Origin of the sequence: Cryptosporangium japonicum (assembly GCF_039524755.1) — a bacterium.
Lineage (GTDB): Bacteria > Actinomycetota > Actinomycetes > Mycobacteriales > Cryptosporangiaceae > Cryptosporangium > Cryptosporangium japonicum.
On record NZ_BAAAGX010000004.1, the window covers coordinates 87,841 to 104,634 of the forward strand.

At 73.6% G+C, this 16,794-nt stretch carries 15 protein-coding genes; 4 read left to right on the forward strand and 11 right to left on the reverse strand.

Translation table 11 applies throughout. The features are described from left to right. Nucleotides 1–98: 98 nt before the first annotated feature. The gene (locus tag ABD437_RS03500; RefSeq protein WP_344647267.1) at nucleotides 99–959 is read right to left on the reverse strand and encodes an alpha/beta fold hydrolase; all 861 of its coding nucleotides are present in this window, start codon (nucleotides 957–959) and stop codon (nucleotides 99–101) included. A gap of 65 nt (nucleotides 960–1,024) precedes the next feature. On the opposite strand from ABD437_RS03500, the gene ABD437_RS03505 reads away from it, so the two are divergent. Next, entirely contained in the window at nucleotides 1,025–4,399 is a 3,375-nt protein-coding gene (locus ABD437_RS03505; RefSeq protein WP_425558085.1) for an ATP-binding protein, read from the forward strand. Here ABD437_RS03505 and ABD437_RS03510 read toward each other — a convergent pair. From ABD437_RS03510 to ABD437_RS03520, 3 genes are all read right to left on the reverse strand, one after another. Beyond that, nucleotides 4,390–4,776: a hypothetical protein gene (locus tag ABD437_RS03510; protein ID WP_344647269.1), complete on the reverse strand. Its 387-nt coding sequence runs from the start codon at nucleotides 4,774–4,776 to the stop codon at nucleotides 4,390–4,392. The genes ABD437_RS03505 and ABD437_RS03510 overlap by 10 nt on opposite strands. A 69-nt stretch (nucleotides 4,777–4,845) precedes the next feature. Next, complete coding sequence (locus ABD437_RS03515; RefSeq protein ID WP_344647270.1) at nucleotides 4,846–5,505, reverse strand: response regulator; 660 nt, start codon at nucleotides 5,503–5,505, stop codon at nucleotides 4,846–4,848. Further along, complete coding sequence (locus ABD437_RS03520; RefSeq protein ID WP_344647271.1) at nucleotides 5,502–6,617, reverse strand: sensor histidine kinase; 1,116 nt, start codon at nucleotides 6,615–6,617, stop codon at nucleotides 5,502–5,504. Before ABD437_RS03520 ends, ABD437_RS03515 begins: the two co-directional genes overlap by 4 nt. Before the next feature lie 109 nt (nucleotides 6,618–6,726). Between ABD437_RS03520 and ABD437_RS03525 the strand changes: the two genes are divergently transcribed. Next, nucleotides 6,727–7,407, forward strand: a complete 681-nt coding sequence (locus ABD437_RS03525) for a DUF2306 domain-containing protein (RefSeq protein WP_344647272.1) — start codon at nucleotides 6,727–6,729, stop codon at nucleotides 7,405–7,407. Here ABD437_RS03525 and ABD437_RS03530 read toward each other — a convergent pair. Together ABD437_RS03530 and ABD437_RS03535 are read right to left on the reverse strand one after the other, a co-directional pair. Next, nucleotides 7,391–8,953, reverse strand: coding sequence for a histidine kinase N-terminal 7TM domain-containing diguanylate cyclase (locus tag ABD437_RS03530; RefSeq protein WP_344647273.1), 1,563 nt, complete (start codon nucleotides 8,951–8,953; stop codon nucleotides 7,391–7,393). The two genes, ABD437_RS03525 and ABD437_RS03530, sit on opposite strands and share 17 nt — an antisense overlap. Before the next feature lie 71 nt (nucleotides 8,954–9,024). Then, nucleotides 9,025–9,408 (reverse strand): methyl-accepting chemotaxis protein, encoded by a 384-nt coding sequence (locus ABD437_RS03535; RefSeq protein WP_344647274.1) that lies wholly within the window; start codon nucleotides 9,406–9,408, stop codon nucleotides 9,025–9,027. 191 nt (nucleotides 9,409–9,599) lie between these two features. Here ABD437_RS03535 and ABD437_RS03540 point away from each other — a divergent pair, with 191 nt between their 5' ends. Both ABD437_RS03540 and ABD437_RS03545 read left to right on the forward strand, forming a co-directional pair. Beyond that, nucleotides 9,600–9,932 (forward strand): hypothetical protein, encoded by a 333-nt coding sequence (locus tag ABD437_RS03540; RefSeq protein WP_344647275.1) that lies wholly within the window; start codon nucleotides 9,600–9,602, stop codon nucleotides 9,930–9,932. Nucleotides 9,933–10,070: 138 nt separating this feature from the next. Beyond that, nucleotides 10,071–11,777, forward strand: a complete 1,707-nt coding sequence (locus ABD437_RS03545; RefSeq protein WP_344647276.1) for an ABC transporter substrate-binding protein — start codon at nucleotides 10,071–10,073, stop codon at nucleotides 11,775–11,777. Between the two features lie 24 nt (nucleotides 11,778–11,801). Here ABD437_RS03545 and ABD437_RS03550 read toward each other — a convergent pair whose 3' ends face one another. From ABD437_RS03550 to ABD437_RS03570, 5 genes are all read right to left on the reverse strand, one after another. Next, nucleotides 11,802–13,373, reverse strand: coding sequence for an ABC transporter permease (locus tag ABD437_RS03550; RefSeq protein WP_344647277.1), 1,572 nt, complete (start codon nucleotides 13,371–13,373; stop codon nucleotides 11,802–11,804). Beyond that, nucleotides 13,373–14,251, reverse strand: coding sequence for an ABC transporter ATP-binding protein (locus tag ABD437_RS03555; protein WP_344647278.1), 879 nt, complete (start codon nucleotides 14,249–14,251; stop codon nucleotides 13,373–13,375). Before ABD437_RS03555 ends, ABD437_RS03550 begins: the two co-directional genes overlap by 1 nt. Nucleotides 14,252–14,262: 11 nt before the next feature. Then, nucleotides 14,263–14,889, reverse strand: a complete 627-nt coding sequence (locus ABD437_RS03560) for a TetR/AcrR family transcriptional regulator (RefSeq protein ID WP_344647279.1) — start codon at nucleotides 14,887–14,889, stop codon at nucleotides 14,263–14,265. A gap of 49 nt (nucleotides 14,890–14,938) precedes the next feature. Continuing rightward, nucleotides 14,939–15,667, reverse strand: coding sequence for an SDR family oxidoreductase (locus ABD437_RS03565; protein WP_344647280.1), 729 nt, complete (start codon nucleotides 15,665–15,667; stop codon nucleotides 14,939–14,941). Nucleotides 15,668–15,749: 82 nt separating this feature from the next. After that, nucleotides 15,750–16,775, reverse strand: coding sequence for a diguanylate cyclase domain-containing protein (locus tag ABD437_RS03570; RefSeq protein ID WP_344647281.1), 1,026 nt, complete (start codon nucleotides 16,773–16,775; stop codon nucleotides 15,750–15,752). Nucleotides 16,776–16,794 lie beyond the last annotated feature (19 nt).

Consider the following 16,794-nt stretch of genomic DNA (forward strand, 5'->3'; position numbering starts at 1 on the left):
AATGATGGCAGAGTCGCTCACCGTGTTCAGCGATGCGTGGAAGTTCGCACCGGACGGGCGCCCGGGCCACCCGGACGGGGGATCCCGGGCGCGTCGCGTCAGCGGGCCAGCAGGTCGCGGATCGCCTTGATCACCTCGGCCGGTGCCTCCTCGGCCATGAAGTGCCCGGCCGAGGAGAGCCGGTGGTCCAGGTCGCCGGCCCAGGTGCGCCAGATCGCGGCGGCGTCGAAGCCGAGCGCGGCGCCCCAGTCCTGCTGGAGCACGGTCACCGGCATCCGCAGCCGGTTGCCCGCGGCCTTGTCGGCGCTGTCGTGCTCGATGTCGATCGTCGCGGTGGCGCGGTAGTCGGCCACGATCGAGGGGACCGCGTTGCGGGAGGCGCGCAGGTACTCGGCCCGCACGTCGGCGGGGATGGCGTCCGGGTCGCGCGCCCAGGCGTCGAGGAACGAGCCGAAGAACTCGTCGGGCACGGCGCCGATCATCTTCTCCGGCAGGTCGGCCGGTTGCGCCATCAGGAACAGGTGGTAGCCCACCGCCGCGCGGACGCCGTGCAGCACGTCCCAGCTCTCCAGCGTCGGGAGGACGTCGAGCGAGGCCAGGTGCGTGATCGTGTCCGGGTGGTCCAGACCGGCGCGGATCGCGACCAGCGCGCCGCGGTCGTGCCCGGCGAGCGCGAACCGGTCGTGCCCCAGCGCTGTCGCGAGCGCGACGACGTCCGCGGCCATCGTCCGCTTCGAGTAGCCCTCGGCGGGTTTGTCGCTCTCGCCGTAGCCGCGCAGGTCGGGCACGATCACCGTGTGGTCGGCGGCCAGGTCGGCGGCCACGTGCCGCCACATCAGGTGGGTCTGCGGGAAGCCGTGCAGCAGGACGATCGGGGAGCCGGTGCCCGCCGTGGCGACGTTCAACGCCACCCCGTCGGCCGTGGGAACCCGCTGGTAGTCGAATCCGTGGATGTGCATGCCGACCACCGTGCCCCGGGTGGGTCAGCGCCCGATCAGCGCCGACTGAGTAGGGTTCCGGTGTGCTGCGGTTCGGTGTGCTGGGTCCGCTCGTGGCGCTGGACTCCTCCGGCCCGCTGGACGTGAAAGGCCCACGTCACCGGGCGGTGCTGGCTCGTCTGCTGCTGGCCCGGGGCCGCATGGTCTCGGTGGACCAGCTGATCGACGACCTGTGGGGCGGCGCCGCACCCGGCGGAGCCGTCGGCGCGGTCCAGACGTTCGTGGCGGCGCTGCGCCGGGCGTTGGAGCCCGAACGGGCGCCCCGGGCACCCGCGCGTGTGCTCGTGACGTCCGGGCCCGGCTACGCGCTGCGGGTCGACCCCGACGCCGTGGACGCGCTGCGGTTCGAACGCGCGGTGACCGGGAGCCGGGAGCTGCCCCCGGCGGAGGCGCTCAGGTCGCTGGACTCGGCGCTCGCGGAGTGGCGTGGGCCGGCCTACGCGGACTTCGCCGACGCGCACTGGGCCCGCGGGGAAGCCACCCGCCTCGACGAACTGCGGTTGCTGGCGGTGGAGCGCCGGGCCGACGCGCTGCTCGGGCTCGATCGCGCGGCGGAGGCGGTGCCGGACCTGGAAGCGCAGGTGGACGCGTACCCGGGTCGCGAAGGGGCCTGGCGTCTGTACGCGCTCGCGCTCTACCGGGCGGGGCGCCAGAGCGACGCGCTCGCCGCCCTCCGCCGCGCCCGCCGGCTGCTGGCCGAGCAGGCCGGCCTGGACCCGGGCCCCGACCTCCGGCGCCTGGAGGCCGACATCCGGTCCCAGTCCGCTTCACTGCACCTCCGCCTCCCGACCGCGCTCCGGGCCCCGGAAGCACCCGCCGAGGGCCCGCCGGCCGCCGAACGCGGCCCCGAACCGCCGGCCGCCGAACGCGGCCCCGAACCGCCGGCCGCCGAACGCGGCCCCGAACCGCCGGCCGCCGAACGCGGCCCCGAACCACCGGCCGCGAACCACGGCGCGCCGTCGTCGGCCGTTCCGACCGGCTCGGGGAGCGGGCTGGTCGGGCGGGTGGCGGAGAGCGCCCGGCTGGCGGCCGTCGCCGCCGACGTGCGGACCCGGGGACTGCTGCGCCTCGTGCTCGTGTCCGGTGAGGCCGGTGCCGGCAAGTCCGCACTGGTCAGCGCGTTCGCGGCCGGGTTGGCGGCCGACGGGTGGGCGACGGCCTGGGGCGCCAACCCCGACGACTCCGCCCGGCCCGACCTCTGGGCCTGGACCCAGCTCCTCGACGCCCTGCCCGGTCCGCCCCCGCCCCCGGGGCTCTCGCGCTTCGAGCGGCACCGCGCCGTCGCCGCCCGGCTGGAGAGCGTCGCACGCACGGCGCCGCTGCTGATCGTCGTCGACGACGTGCAGTGGGCCGGAACCGAGACGCTGGCGTTGCTCGCCGCGGTCGTCACCGAACCACCGGCCGGGCCGATGCTGGCGGTGGCCACGTACCGCTCGACCGACGTGCCGCCTGCGCTCACCGAGATGCTCGCCCGGGTGGCGCGCACCGAACCGGACCGGCTCTACCTCGGTGGCCTCCCCGCGGCCGAGGTCCCCGCGCTGGTGCGCGCCACGATCGGCGCCGACGTCGACGCCGCCACCGCCGCCACGATCCACCGCCGCACCGGCGGAAACCCGTTCTTCGTCCGCGAACTGGCCCGGCTGGTGGCGGCCGACGGCGACCTGGCCGCGGTTCCGCCGGGGGTCCGCGACGTGGTGCGTTACCGGGTCGCCGGGCTGCCGGATCCGGCCCAGGTCGTGCTGCGCCGGGCCGCGGTACTCGGGCCGGACCTCGATCCCGCCCTGCACACCGTGCTCGCCGGCGACGCGGACACCGTCCTGGACGCGGTGGACGCGGCCACCGCCGCCGGGTTCCTGGTCGAACGCGGTCCGCGCCGGTTCACGTTCGCCCACGCGCTGGTCCGCGACGCGCTGGCCGGCGACGTGTCGGCTGCCCGTCGCGCGAGCTGGCACGCCGCCGCGGCGTCCGCGCTGGAGACGCTCCGCCCGGACGACGTGGAGGCGCTCGCCACCCACTACCTCCTCGCCGACGACCCGGCCACCGCCGAGCGCACCGGCCACTACGCCCGCGGCGCCGCCGAACGCGCCGAGCGACGCGCCGCCCCCGCCGACGCCCTCCGCTACTGGAACGCCGCCCTGACCGCCTTCGACCAGCAACACGGCGCAGCCGCGCCCGACCACCACACCGGCTCAACCGCGCGGACCACGAACGACCACCGGCCCAGCGCAGCCGTCCGCACCCGCCTGGACCTGGTCATGGGCGTCGTCAGAGCGCTCGCCCTGACCGGACGACTCGCGGAGGCGCGCGCCCGCCGGGCCGAGGCCGTCGCGCTCGCCGAGTCGATCGGCGACCCGGTCCTCACCGCCCACGTGATCGGCGCCTTCGACACCCCGGCGCTCTGGCCCGACGCCGACGACCCGGCGCTGGCACGCCACCTCGCGCAGGTCACCGAACGCACGCTCACCGAGCTGCCCGCCGACCGGGTCGCCGACCGCAGCCGCCTGCTCGCGACGCTCGCGCTGGAACTGCGCAGCGCCGGGGGAGCCCGTGCCGCCGAGGCCGCCCGCGAGGCCGAACGTCTCGCCCGGGAACTCGGCGACCCCGGCGTGCTGGCCTTCGCGCTCAACGCCCGGTTCATGCACTCGTTCGGCCGCGCCGGGCTGGCCGCCGAGCGGGCCCGCATCGGCACCGAACTGGTCGAGCTCTCCGCACCGGCCGAACTGCGGACGTTCGAGATCCTCGGCCACCTCGTCCTGCTGCAGGCGCGGTCGGCGCTGGCCGACCTCACCGCCGCCGACGAGCACGCGCGGATCGTCGACCGGCTCGGCGAGCGGTACCAGTCCCCGCTGGTCAGCGTCTTCACCGACTGGTACCGGGCGATGCGCGCGTCGCTCGACGGCCGCACCGCCGACGCCGCGGCCGCGTACCGCGTCGCCGCGGCCCACCTCGGCGGCCCCGACCTGCGCGGCCTGGACCGCGGCATCGCGCCGTTCGCCCGCTTCTGCGAGGCCGTCCGCCGCGGCGGGCCGCTCGCCGGGTTCGCGTCCGACGACTTCGGCGCGTTCGAACCCTGGGTGCGCCCGCTGCTCGGCGGACCGGACGCGGGCGGGACGTCGGAGGTCCCGGAGTCGCCCCGGGACCTCCTGTTCGAGGCACGCACCTGCCTGCACGCGCTGCACGCCCTGCGCACCGGCGACCGCGAGCGCCGCGACGCGCTCTACGACGTGCTGCTCCCGGCGCGCGACGAGCTGGCCGGCGCGGGCAGCGGCATGCTCACGCTGGCGCCGGTCGCGCACTACCTGGGCGAGCTGGCCGCGGCCCTGGACCGGCCGGACGAGGCCGCCGGCCACCACCGCCACGCGGCCCGCGTCCGCGCGCGTGCGGGCCTGCCTCAGCGGTAGCGGAAGCCGTCGAAGAAGCGGCGGAACACCCCACCGGGGCGGGGCAGCGGCGCGGCCTGCGGCGGGGCGGTGGCCATCCGGCGGGCGATCGGCTGGTCGTAGTCGGTGCGGACGATCGCGTCGATCGTCTGCTCCTCGTCGAAGTACTCCGACCCCTCGATCGTCGGCACGAACCCGACCAGCACCCCGTTGCGCATCACCTGGGCCTCGAGACCCGCGGTGCCGTCCGAGTCCCAGATCGCCTGGCGCTTCTCCGACAGGTTCACGCCCACCCCGAACTGGTAGACGCTCACTTTGGCCGGGTACGCGTCGACGCCCCGGTCGCGGAGGGCGTCGACGACCCGGCGTGCTCGATTCTCGTCCAACGTGCTCCCCATGAACCCCGGTACAGATCCCTACGATCATGCCCGGCACTAGCCAAGATTCCGCTGTGAGGACACTTTCGGTCAATTTTCGAGGTCGAGGAAACCGGTGCGGTAGGCCCAGACCACCGCCTGCGTGCGGTCGCGGACGCCGAGCTTGGTCAGCACCCGCTTCACGTGCGTCCGCACGGTTTCGACGGAGACGCTCAACGCCGCCGCGATCTCCGCGTTCGACCAGCCCTCGGCGAGCGCGCGGAGCACGTCGACCTCGCGTTCGGTGAGCGGATCGGGCAGCGCGAGCCGGTGCCGTTCGGGGGCGCGCCGCCCGGCCAGCGTGGTGAGCAGCCGGCGCGTGACCTCGGGGGCGACGAGCGCGTCACCGGCGTGCACGACCCGGATCCCGGCCACGAGCTGCTCGGGGCTCGACCGTTTGAGCAGGAAGCCGTCGGCTCCGGCGGCGAGCGCGTCCTCGACGACCTGATCGAGGTCGAACGTCGTCAGCACGAGCACCCGCGGCCGCGGTTCCGGTCCGGTGACGATCCGGCGGGTGGCCCAGATCCCGTCCCGGCCCGGCATGCGCACGTCCATCAGGACGACGTCGGGGCGGTGCCGCCGGGCCGCCGCCACCGCCTCGGTGCCGGTCGCGGCCTCGCCGGCGACTTCCAGGTCGGACTCGGCTTCCAGCAGCACCCGCAGCCCGGTACGCACCAGCACGTCGTCGTCGGCGAGCAGGACGCGGATCATGCGGCGCGCAGCGTGGCCAGCACCCGGAACCCGCCCTCGACCGGGCCGGCGTCGAGGGTGCCGCCCTCCAGGCGGGCGCGTTCACGCATGCCGACCAGGCCACGGCCGGGTGGCGCCGGGACCAGGCCGCCGGCCTCGTTGAACACCAGGACGCGGACCCGGTCGCCGTCGGGCGTCACCGAGACCCGGATCCGCCCCGACGCGGTGTGCCGGACCGCGTTGGTCAGCGCCTCCTGGACGATCCGGTACAGCGCCCGGCCGGCGCTCGGCCCCAGCTCCACCGGCTCGAGCTCCACCGTCACCTCGCGCCCCACCGCACGCACCCGCTCGGCGAGCTCGGCCAGCCCGTCGAGCCCTCTCGGCCCGAGAGCGTCGTCGGCCGCGTCGTCGTCCGGATGCAGGACACGCAGGACCTGGTCCAGCTCGCCGAGCGCCTCCCGGCCCGTCGTCTCGATCGTGCCGAGCGCGTCGCGGGCGAACTCCGGACGCTCCGCGAACACGCGCCGGGCGACGCCGGCCTGCAGCACGATCACGTTCACCGCGTGGCCGAGCGCGTCGTGCAGCTCACCGGCCAGCCGGGTGCGCTCGTCGAGCCGCGCCCGGTCGAGCGCGAGTGCCCGCTCCCGCTCCTCGGCGAGCGCACGGGAGCGCGACGCGGCCACGGCGGCGCGACGACTGCGTGTCGCCTCACCGGCCACGGCCGCGAGCAGGCCGATGATCGCGACGTCAGCGAGCGCCGACGCGTCACCGGAGCCGCGGGTGAACACCGCGTACCCGGTCACCGCGGCCACGCAGGCGGCCGTCCCGACCAGCCGCGGACGCCGCCCGCCGGCCGCGAAACAGGTGTAGAGCGCGATCCACGGCGGCCACTGCACGACGCCGACGTCGAACCCGGCGAGCACGTACCCGACGAGCAGCGCGGAGGTCACCACGACGACCACCTCGGGCGCGGCCCGCCGAGCCACCAGCGTCAGCGCCGACACCGCGACCAGCGCCACGCCGAGCACGCCGGGCGCCCGGAACGGCGGCTCGGCCGGCACGACCGCGGTCAGCACCCCCGACCCGACGGCCAGCCCCACCGCCAGCGCGACGTCGACCCGAGCACGGAACACGGGACCAGTCTGACCGCCCGGCGCGGCGTTGACGTCACCCGTGCGGGTCATCCCCGGTTCACCCGCGAAGGGCTCGTGACCACCCGGCCCGGGACCCGATGCTCACCGCATGACGATGACGGCTCCCCGAATCCGACGTGCCGCCGCCGGGTGGTGGCTCGGCCTGTCCGCGCTCGCCATCGCGGTGTTCGCGCCGCTGCCCTATCTGACGACCCCGCTCGCCGAGCTCGCCGCGGACGACGCCGGCCTCGCGGCCAACTACGTCGACCGCCCGGCCGTCGTCCAGGTGTTCTTCTACCTGCACGTGGTGAGCGGCGGAACCGCGCTGCTGCTCTCCCCGGTGCAGCTCTCGGCCCTCCTCCGGCGCCGGGTGCCCGCGGTGCACCGCGTCGTCGGGCGGGTCACGTTCGCGGCGATCGGAGTCGGCGGGGTCGCGGGCGCGGTGCTCGCGCCGTTCAACGAGGCCGGCCCGGTCGGCACGGCCGGGTTCGGGCTGCTCGCGCTGGCCTGGCTCGGCTGCGCGGGTGCGGCCTACTCGGCGATCCGCCGCCGCGACGTCGCCGCCCACCGCCGCTGGGCGATCCGGACGTTCGCGCTCACCTACGCCGGGGTGATGCTCCGGCTCTGGCTCGGCGTGCTGATCGTCGCCGGTTCGGGCCTGGCCGGCCTCGACGACGCCGACGCGTTCGCGCTGGCCTACCCGGCCGCCGCGTTCCTCTGCTGGGTGCCGAACCTGCTCCTCGCCGAGTGGCTGCTGCGCCGCCGGCACCCGCTCAGCCCACGGACGTAGCCAGCTCCACCCGGTCGCGCCCGTTGCGCTTCGCCGCGTAGAGCGCGAGGTCGGCCGCCTCGAGCAGGGCGTCGGCGTCGACCGGGGGGTGGCCGCAGGAGACGCCGGCGGAGAAGCTGACCCGCACCGTGCTCCCGGCCACCTCCAGCGTGGTTCCGGCGACGACCGTCCGCAGCCGGTCGACGCGGGCGTGCGCGGCGTCGCTGGTGAGGCCGGGCAGCAGCAGCACGAACTCCTCGCCGCCGTAGCGGGCCAGCACGTCGCCCTGGCGCACCCCGGACGCGAGCAGGTGCGCCACCGCGACCAGGACCCGGTCGCCGGCGGCGTGTCCGTAGCGGTCGTTGACCTGCTTGAAGTGATCGACGTCGATGAGCGCGACGCTCAGCGGCCCGGTGTGCTCGCGCTCGGCGTCGGCCAGGACGCTCATCAGGTGCCGCCGGTTGTGCAGGCCGGTCAACGCGTCACGCACCGCCTGCTCGGCCAGGTCGGCGCGGAGCCGCTCGATCGTCGTGATCTGCTCCCGCAGCTGCTCGTTCGCCGCCTCCAGCGCCCGGTGCTGGAGGCGGTACGCGGTGACGTCCCGGGCGATCATCACCCAGCCGGCGAACGAGCCGGTGCGGTCGTGGATGACCCTGGTGCGGATCTCCAGGTCGAGACCGAGGCGCTCGGACTCGAAGACGAAGTCGGTGTCCGCCGGCTCGAGCAGCGGGAACGACGGGTCGATCGAGTCCACCGCCACGCCGATCGGGTCGTCGACCCACGGCGCGGAGCCGATGATCAGCTGCCTGCCGACCTCGTTGGCGTCGGCGACGAAGCCGTCCCGGTCGATGACCACGACCCCGTCGGCGAGCGCGTCGATGAGCTGGGCGCGGGCGATCGGGAGCCACTCGATCGAGCGCCGGGTGAGCGCGCCGTACGCGAGCACCGAGCTGATCACCGTGCCGATCAGCGTGACGTCGTTGTTGTGCAGCACGCCGACCGCGACCAGGTTCACGACGATCGGTGGTAACGCGATCAGCGCCAGCCAGGCGGCGACCCGGCGGGTGAACGCCGACCGGCGGTACGCGTACCGCAGCGCCCGGTACGCGCAGGTGAGCGTCAGCGCGTAGCAGTAGAGGAAGTGGACCGTGTACCCGGGCCCGAAGACCGGCTGCCAGGAGCCGTCGGCGGCCCGCTCGACGCCGTCGTAGAACACGCCGGTGGCCAGCGCGACGACCACCAGCAGCGGTTCGACCGCGAGCAGGACCACCACGAGGCGACGCGGACGCCACCGGCGCCCGGCGACCACCTCGGTGAGCCCGAGGTACCCCACGACGATCAGGACGTGCCCGGCGATGCCGACCGTGGCCAGCGCCAGGGTCAGCGACTTCGCGCCCAGGGCGGCGTTGAGCGCGGCCGCCACCGACCAGCCGGCGATACCGGCGGTCGCGACGGCCAGCGGGGTGCCGGCCGGGATCCGCGCCCGGTTGCCGAACGCGAGGGCGGCGGTGACGGCACCGGCGAGCGCGCTGACCGAGAACGTGACGGTGAGGAGCACACCCCCCATCGGCCCGTCCTCCCTCTCGCTCCGCCGCACCGTGCGTCACGCCGGGCGCGAAGGGCACCACAGTAGCTAACTCACCGAAGGGCTGGCTGCACTCTGTGCGAAGTACCGGGCTTTTCGGAGTAGTCCTCGGATTGGCCGCCCAGGCGGGCCAGCGCCCGTTCGGCCTCGAGTCCGCGCTGGCGCAGCGCGTCGATGCTGCGCCGGATCGCGTCGCTGCCGTCGGCGGTGCGGATGGCCAGGTCCTTCACCTCGGACGCGACGATCGCGAACCCGCGCCCGGCCGCACCGGCGCGTGCGGCCTCGACCGAGGCGTTGAGCGCCAGCAGCTTGGTCTGTTCGGTGACGCTGTTCAACAGCTTCACGAACGCCTCGATCTCGGCGCTCGCCTCGACCACCGCGCGGATCGCGTCGGCGGACTGCCGTAGCGCGTCGCCCGTTGCCTGCTCCGTGTGCACTGCTCTGCTCCTCCGTTCGCCGGCCCACTGGTACCGGTCGGCCGACGAGGTGGTCGGCTGAGCGGATGTCGCGCAGATCACGTGATGCTCGTGGGAAATCTGGGGCGAATGAGTCCGTAACTGGGCTGAACAGGGAGGCGTCGCGCTGCGTGTACGGCATGGGGGCACCGCACGAGCCGAAGAAGGTGGCCATGCCTGACGTCGTCTACGCGCTCTACGGCGATCCCGGGACCCGGGTCGACCGGCGACCACGCTGGGTGGTGTGCGCCGACCAGCTGCCGGCGGCACTGGCCGCGCTGCACCAGTGTGGACTGTGCGAGCTCGAGGTCCGCACCGGCGACGGACGTCCGCTCGCGCCCGCCGATCTCGCCACGCGCTACGTCGGGACCGATGAGTTCTGCGGTTTCCACGTGTTCGAGGCCGCGGTGACGTTCGACGGCCGGGAACTCGTCCGTACCCGGTACGCGGTGCCGGACTGCGCGTGTACCGCGATGCCGCACCGGCTGGCCGGTACACCGGCCTGATCTCGGAATCGATTCGTTATCTTTTTCGCAGAATTCTGGTTGCGGTGCGTGTTGAGTTGAACGTCTCCTGTGATCGGCACGGGGAGGAGACGCGCGACGATGCGACCGGCAAAGTTTGTGACCGTCGGGGTTCTGGCTGTGGCACTCGCGGCGGCGGGCTGCACGAAGAACACCGGGAACGCCAACAACGACGACAACGACCAGGAAGCCGCGACCCAGTCCGCGGTGCTGGCGGAGAATTCCGACGGCCCCGCACCCGACGTCCCCGGCGCGAAGCCGGGTGGCACCGTCACGATCTACACCAGCGGTGACTTCGAGCACCTGGATCCACAGCAGAACTACGTGGTGCCGTCGCAGACGGTCGGCTCCAACCTGCTCTACCGCTCGTTACTGCAGTACCGGGAGAACGGCGACGGGAAACTGGAGCTCGTCGGTGACCTCACCACGAACACCGGTGAGGAGTCCAACGGCGGCAAGACCTGGAAGTTCACGCTGAAGGACGGCCTGAAGTACGAGGACGGCACCGCGATCACCGCGAACGACGTCGCGTACGGCATCGCCCGCTCGTTCAGCCCCGACCTGCCCAACGGCCCGCACTACATCCAGCAGTGGCTGGTCGGCAGCGGTGACTACAACGCGAAGTACAAGGGCCCGTACGACGGCGGGGCGAAGATCCCGCCGGGGGTCGAGGTGCCGGACGCGAAGACGATCATCTTCAACTTCCCGACGCCGCACGCCGACGCGCCGTTCGCGATGGCCCTGCCGACGACCACCCCGGTGCCGCCGTCGAAGGACACCAAGGTGCAGTACGACAACCGGCCGTTCTCGTCCGGGCCGTACAAGATCCAGGAGTACCGCCGCGGCCAGCAGATGACGCTGGTGCGCAATACGAACTGGGACGCGAAGACCGACCCGATCCGCCACCAGTTCCCGGAGAAGTACGTCATCGACTTCACCCGCACCGCGGAGCAGGCCAGCGAGCTGCTCCTCGCCGACGGCGGCGCGGCCCGGTCCGGGCTGTCGTTCCAGGACCTGCAGATCCCGGCCAGCGTCTACCCGAAGGTGATCGCGGACGCGGACGCGAAGAAGCGGATCCTCACCGGCACGACGCAGTTCGTCTGGATGTTCGACTTCAACCTGCAGCGGGTGAAGGACGTCAACGTCCGCAAGGCGTTCAACTACGCGCTCGACCGCGAGGGCCTGCTGAAGGTGTGGGGTTCGTACTCCGGTGACCCCGCGACGACGATCCTGTCGCCGACGACGTCCGGGTACGAGGCGTACAACCAGTACGACGGCGGGAAGAACGGAGACCCGGCGAAGGCCAAGGAGGTGCTCGGCAACAAGCGGGTGCCGCTCACCTACGCCTACCGCAACACCGAGCGCAACCAGGCCGTGGCCGCGTTCCTGCGCAGCAGCATGAAAGAGGCCGGGTTCGACCTGACGATCCAGCCGGTGGACGAGGACCAGTACTACACGGTGCTCGGCGCGAAGGACAACCAGTTCGACGTCTACATGCAGGGCTGGGGTTCGGACTGGCCCGGCGGCGCGGCGATCATCCCGCCGCTGTTCGACGGGCGCGCGATCACGCCGACCGGCAACCAGAACATCACGTACCTGAACGACGACCAGGTCAACAAGGAGATGGACGAGATCCTCGCGCTCAGCGACCTCACCGAGGCGAGCAAGCGGTGGGCGAAGCTGGACAAGGACATGATGACGCGGATCGTGCCGATCGCCCCGGCGATCTACGACAAGCAGACGACGATGTACGGCTCGAAGATCGGCGGCATCTACCTGAGCGCGCCGTACGGGAACTCGGGCCTGAACAACCTGTTCGTGAAGTGACCCGCTGGTTCCGCCGCCGGGACGTCAGCCGACGTCCCGGCGGCGGAAGCCGGCCACCCCGGCGCCCACCAGCACCGCCGCCGCGGCGGTCAGCCCGAACAGCGGTGCCACCCGCAGCGAGCCGCCCGGCAGCTTCGGGACGTGGGCGAACGGCGAGACGTCGATCAGCCACTGGCTCACGCCCAGCAGGGCTCCCAGCTCCAGCGCGACGAAGCAGGCGATCAACCCGCCCCAGGTCAGCACGCTCCACCGCGGCACCAGCCCGAACAGCGCCGCGCCGACGCCGGCCAGCACCCACGCCGCCGGGGTCTGCACCAGCGCGGCTCCCAGCAGGCGGGGCACCTGCCCGCCGACGTCCGCCGTTTCCAGGCCGTAGGTCAACCCACCGGCCAGCCCGGCGACCGCCAGCAGCAGCGGCGTCCCGAGCACCGCGAACGCCAGGTGCCCCAGCAGCCACCGCACCCGCCCGACCGGCGTCGCCAGCAGCGGTTCGACGCGCTGCGACGCCTCCTCGCTGCGCAGCCGGAGCGTCGCCTGCACGGTGTAGGCCGCGATCGTCAGCCCCATGATGCCGAACACCGCCGCGAGGTACGAGTCGACGATCCCGGCGGAACCACCGAGCCGCGCCAGCACGTCGGTGAGCTCCTGATTGGACCCGAGCGAGTCGGAGAGCCCGTTCGCCGAGCCACCGAGCACCGCACCGGCGAACACCATCGCGACGATCCAGCCGAACAGCACCCCGCGCTGCAGACGCCAGGCGAGCGCGAACGGCGAGCCCAGCGAACCCGCCTCCGGCGCCGGCCGTTCCGGCACCAGGCTCGCGCCGACGTCACGGCGCGCGACGAGCACGTAGGCCAGGACTCCGAGCCCGGCGGCGACCACCAGCGACAGCACCGGCGCCCACCAGCGCTCGTCCGCGAACGCGCGGGTGCGCATCGCCCAGCCGAGCGGGGACGCCCAGCTCAGCCCCGTCGGCCCGGTGTCGCCGAGCGCACGCGCCAGATAGGCCGCGCCCAGCACACCGGCGGCGATCCCGGTCGCGGAGCGCCCGGCGCCGACCAGCTGCGCGGCGACCGCCGCGACCCCGGCGAACAGCAACCCGGTGACGGTGGTGGCCAGCCCGAACGCGACCGAGCCCGCGACCGGCAGCCCGGTCGCCGCGAGGAACACCGCGACCAGCGCACCGGCGACGACGTCCGCGATCGACGCCACCAGCAGCGCCGCGGTGAGCGGCGCGTACCGGCCGGTCGCGGCCGACCCGACCAGCTCCAGCCGGCCGGTCTCCTCCTCGGTGCGGGTGTGCCGCACCACGGTCAGCAGGCTCATGAGCGCGACCAGCACGAACTCGGTCGCGCCGATCTTCCAGGCGGTGAGGCCGCCGAGCGTGACCGAGAACAGCGGCCCGTTGATCGCCTCCAGCGCCGGATTGGCGAGGATGCCGCTGACGTCGGAGATGTCGGCGTCGGTGGGGTAGAGGTCCTGGTACTGCGCCGCGGTGGCGGCGGGCATCACCGCGAGCACGAGGACCCAGATCGGCAGGCGCACCCGGTCGAGGCGCAGGCCCAGGCGCAGCAGGGTGGCGGTCCCGGCGAACATCAGGCCACCGCCTCGTAGTGGGAGAGGAACAGCTCCTCCAGCGTCGGCGGCCGGCTCTCCAGGCTGCGGATGCCGATTCCGGCCAGTTGACGCATCACGTGGTCGAGGTCGGCGTTGTCCACGGTGAACGTGACGCGGTCGCCGTGGACCACCAGGTCGTGCACCCGGTCGAGGTGGGCGGGCCCGGCCAGCTCGGCCCGGACCGACGTCCGGGACAGGTGACGCAGCTCGGTGAGGGTTCCGCTCTCCACGGCCCGGCCGTCGCGGATGATCGTCACGCGGTCGGCGAGCGCCTCCACCTCGGACAGGATGTGGCTGGAGAGCAGCACGGTGCGGCCCTCGGCCGCGACGAACTCGGCGACCGACGCGCGGAACACCTCCTCCATCAACGGGTCGAGGCCGGACGTCGGCTCGTCGAGGATCAGCAGCTCGGCCTCGGAGGCGAACGCGGCGACCAGCGCGACCTTCTGCCGGTTGCCCTTGGAGTAGGCGCGGCCCTTCTTGCGCGGGTCGAGCTGGAACCGTTCGAGCAGCTCGGCGCGGCGCTTCCGGTCGATGCCGCCGCGGAGCCGGCCGAGCAGGTCGACGATCTCGCCGCCGGAGAGGTTCGGCCACAGCGTGACGTCGCCGGGGACGTAGGCGAGGCGCCGGTGCAGGTCGGTGGCGTCCTTCCACGGGTCGCCGCCGAGGAGGCGCGCGGTGCCGCCGTCGGAGCGCGCCAAGCCCAGCAGGATGCGGATCGTGGTGGTCTTCCCGGCGCCGTTCGGGCCGAGGAAGCCGTGCACCTCACCGGTGCGGACGGAGAGATCGAGCCCGTCGAGGGCTCGGGTGGGCCCGAAGTTCTTCAGTAGACCGGAAACCGAGATGGTGTCGGTCATCGTGCTTCTCCTTATGGAGGTTCCGGGTAGAGGGCGGCTCGTGCCTGTTCGGCGAGTTCGGTGCTGATCAGCGCGTGCGAGTAGATGTCGAGCATCGCCAGCGCGACGCGCCGGTCGCCGTCGGCGGAGAGAACGTCGATGCCGAGCACGCGGGAGAGGTGCTCGTGCAGCAACGGGACGCCGAGCACCATCGCGGTGTACAGCGCGCCGCGGGTGCGGTGATCGGTGCGGGGCCGGTCGGTGCGGGTCTCGTCCGCGGCGGCGATCCACTGGGTCGTCATCGCGGCCATCTGGTCGAACATGGTCGCCACCGTGGGCGAACCGTCGAGCAGCCCGCGGGCCAGGTAGCGCTGGAACGGGCGGAGTGCTTCGCGGTCGACCGTCGACGCGAAGTCGCCGGTCCGGCTGGCTTCCGAGACCTCGTCGTTGGCCCGGCGGATCTCGTCCATCACGTAGGCGTCCACGGCGTCCCGCAGCGCCTCCTTGGATCCGAAGTGGTGGCGGAGCAGGCCGGGGGAGACCCCGGCCTCGGCCGCGATGCTGCGGATCGTCGCTTTCTGGAACCCGACCTCGGCGAACTGCGCCAGCGCGGCCTGCCGGATGCGTGCGCGTGCGGTGAGGTCGTCGGGGTCGGGCACTGCTGGCCTCTCGTCGGCTATACGTCTGTGTAGTCGACTGTACGCTTGTCTAGGGGTTCACGACAGAGCGCGCCGGGACTTCTCCGCCGCCGTGGACGGCGAGGTCCGCGCCGTTGACGTAGGAGGCCAGGTCACTGGCGAGGAACAAGCAGGCGTTCGCGACGTCGGCGGGCTCGGCCAGGCGACCGGCCGGGATCAGGCTCGCGGTCTGCTCGGTGTACCGCTCCGACTCGGTGCGGATCAGCCCGGCCGTGATGTGGTTGACCCGCACGGCCGGCCCCCACTCCAGCGCCAGCGCCTTGGTGAGCGTCAGCAGACCGGCCTTCGCCGCGGAGTAGGCCGCGGTTCCCGGCTGCGGGTCGGTGGCCGACACACTGCCGATGTTGACGATCGACCCGCCGCCCTCCTGGGCACGCATCACGTCGTAGGCCAGCTGGGACAGCGTGAACGGCGCGAGCAGGTTGAGGGCCACGATCTTCTCGACGAAGCGCGGCGAGACGGTCGCGGCCTCGGCGTCCGGTGAGCCGCCGGCGTTGTTCACCAGGACGTCCAGCCGGCCGAAGCGCTCCACGGTGGTGTCCACCAGGGCCTGGCACGACGCCGGGTCACGCACGTCGGCCGGCACGAAGAGGCCGGGTGCCGGGTCGGACGGTTCGTTCCGGGCACACACCACGACGTCCGCGCCGGCCTGCTCGAACGTCGCGGCGATGACCCGTCCGATGCCCTTCGTCCCGCCGGTGACCAGCACGGTCCGTCCGGTGAAGTCCAGCGCCGCCATACCCGCTCCTTCGCGTCGGTGTGGCGGCGACCCTACGGCGCCCCCACCCGCGCCGGGGCGGCTTTGCCCGGGCCGGGCCGCGCTACGACGCGACCGACAGGCGGCGCACCGGGCCGGCGGCTTCGCGGGCGCGGATCATCGCGGCGTCGGCGTCCCCGACGATCTCGTCGATCGAGGCGCCGGTGCCCGGAGCACGCAGGGCCACCCCGATCGACCCGCCGACGGTCACGCGGTGCCCGTCCGCCGTGATCGGTTCACGCAACGCGCTGATCAGACGCTCGGCGGCCGCGGTGGCCGCGTCGGCGTCCCGGACCCCACCGAGCACCAGCCCGAACTCGGCGACGTCGAGCCGCACGGCGAGGTCACCGGGGCCGACCATGCCGCGCAGGCGGTCGGCCACCGCGCACAGGACGTCGTTCCCGGCCCGGGGCCCGAGCGCGTCGGTGATCTGGCCGAACCGGTCGAGGTCGAGCCGCAGGAACGCGGTGAACGCGTCGGACGGACCGTCGTGCAGCGCGGCCGCGAGACGCTGGCGCAGCAGCTCCCGGTTGGCCAGGCCGGTCAGCGGGTCGTGGTAGGCCCGGTGCAGCAGTTCCTCGGTGAGCGCGAGCCCGGCCAGGCTCGCCGCGACCTGGCTGCTCCAGGAGCACACCGCCGCGCGCACCTCCGGGGTGAGCGGCGCGTTCGCCGACACCGACAGCGCGCCGACGTCCCGCCCGCCGGCACGCAGCCGGATGACCAGGACGCCACCCCGGCGGGGCGCGAGGTCGGACTCCGGCCGCTCCAGGTAGATCGCCTCACCCCGGCGCAGCGCCGCGACCAGGTGCTCGGGCAGTTCGTCGAACTCCACGACCCGGCCGATCGCGCTGGCGGTCCGTTCCCCGGCCGTGGCCACGATCTCGTGCCGCAGGTCGTGGCCGATGCCGAGCATCACCCGGACGCCCTTCGCGCCGGCGCTGCGCGCGATCGCCGCCGTCGTCTCGACCGCGGTGCTCTGCACGACGTCCCGGTCGCCGCTCGCCGCGAGCCTGGCCGCGCCCTCGGCGACTGCGCGCTCCCGCTCGAGAGCCTGGTCGCGTAGTGCTCGGCCAGGTCGCTGAACGCGCATCGTTGCCCCCGCAGGCGTC

Bases quoted from the DNA above. Each gene is read 5' to 3' on its own strand.
- ABD437_RS03500 (WP_344647267.1), bottom strand. From the start codon at position 959: ATGCACATCCACGGATTCGACTACCAGCGGGTTCCCACGGCCGACGGG.
- ABD437_RS03510 (WP_344647269.1), bottom strand. From the start codon at position 4,776: ATGGGGAGCACGTTGGACGAGAATCGAGCACGCCGGGTCGTCGACGCC.
- ABD437_RS03515 (WP_344647270.1), bottom strand. From the start codon at position 5,505: ATGATCCGCGTCCTGCTCGCCGACGACGACGTGCTGGTGCGTACCGGG.
- ABD437_RS03525 (WP_344647272.1), top strand. From the start codon at position 6,727: ATGACGATGACGGCTCCCCGAATCCGACGTGCCGCCGCCGGGTGGTGG.
- ABD437_RS03530 (WP_344647273.1), bottom strand. From the start codon at position 8,953: ATGGGGGGTGTGCTCCTCACCGTCACGTTCTCGGTCAGCGCGCTCGCC.
- ABD437_RS03540 (WP_344647275.1), top strand. From the start codon at position 9,600: ATGCCTGACGTCGTCTACGCGCTCTACGGCGATCCCGGGACCCGGGTC.
- ABD437_RS03550 (WP_344647277.1), bottom strand. From the start codon at position 13,373: ATGTTCGCCGGGACCGCCACCCTGCTGCGCCTGGGCCTGCGCCTCGAC.
- ABD437_RS03555 (WP_344647278.1), bottom strand. From the start codon at position 14,251: ATGACCGACACCATCTCGGTTTCCGGTCTACTGAAGAACTTCGGGCCC.
- ABD437_RS03565 (WP_344647280.1), bottom strand. From the start codon at position 15,667: ATGGCGGCGCTGGACTTCACCGGACGGACCGTGCTGGTCACCGGCGGG.
- ABD437_RS03570 (WP_344647281.1), bottom strand. From the start codon at position 16,775: ATGCGCGTTCAGCGACCTGGCCGAGCACTACGCGACCAGGCTCTCGAG.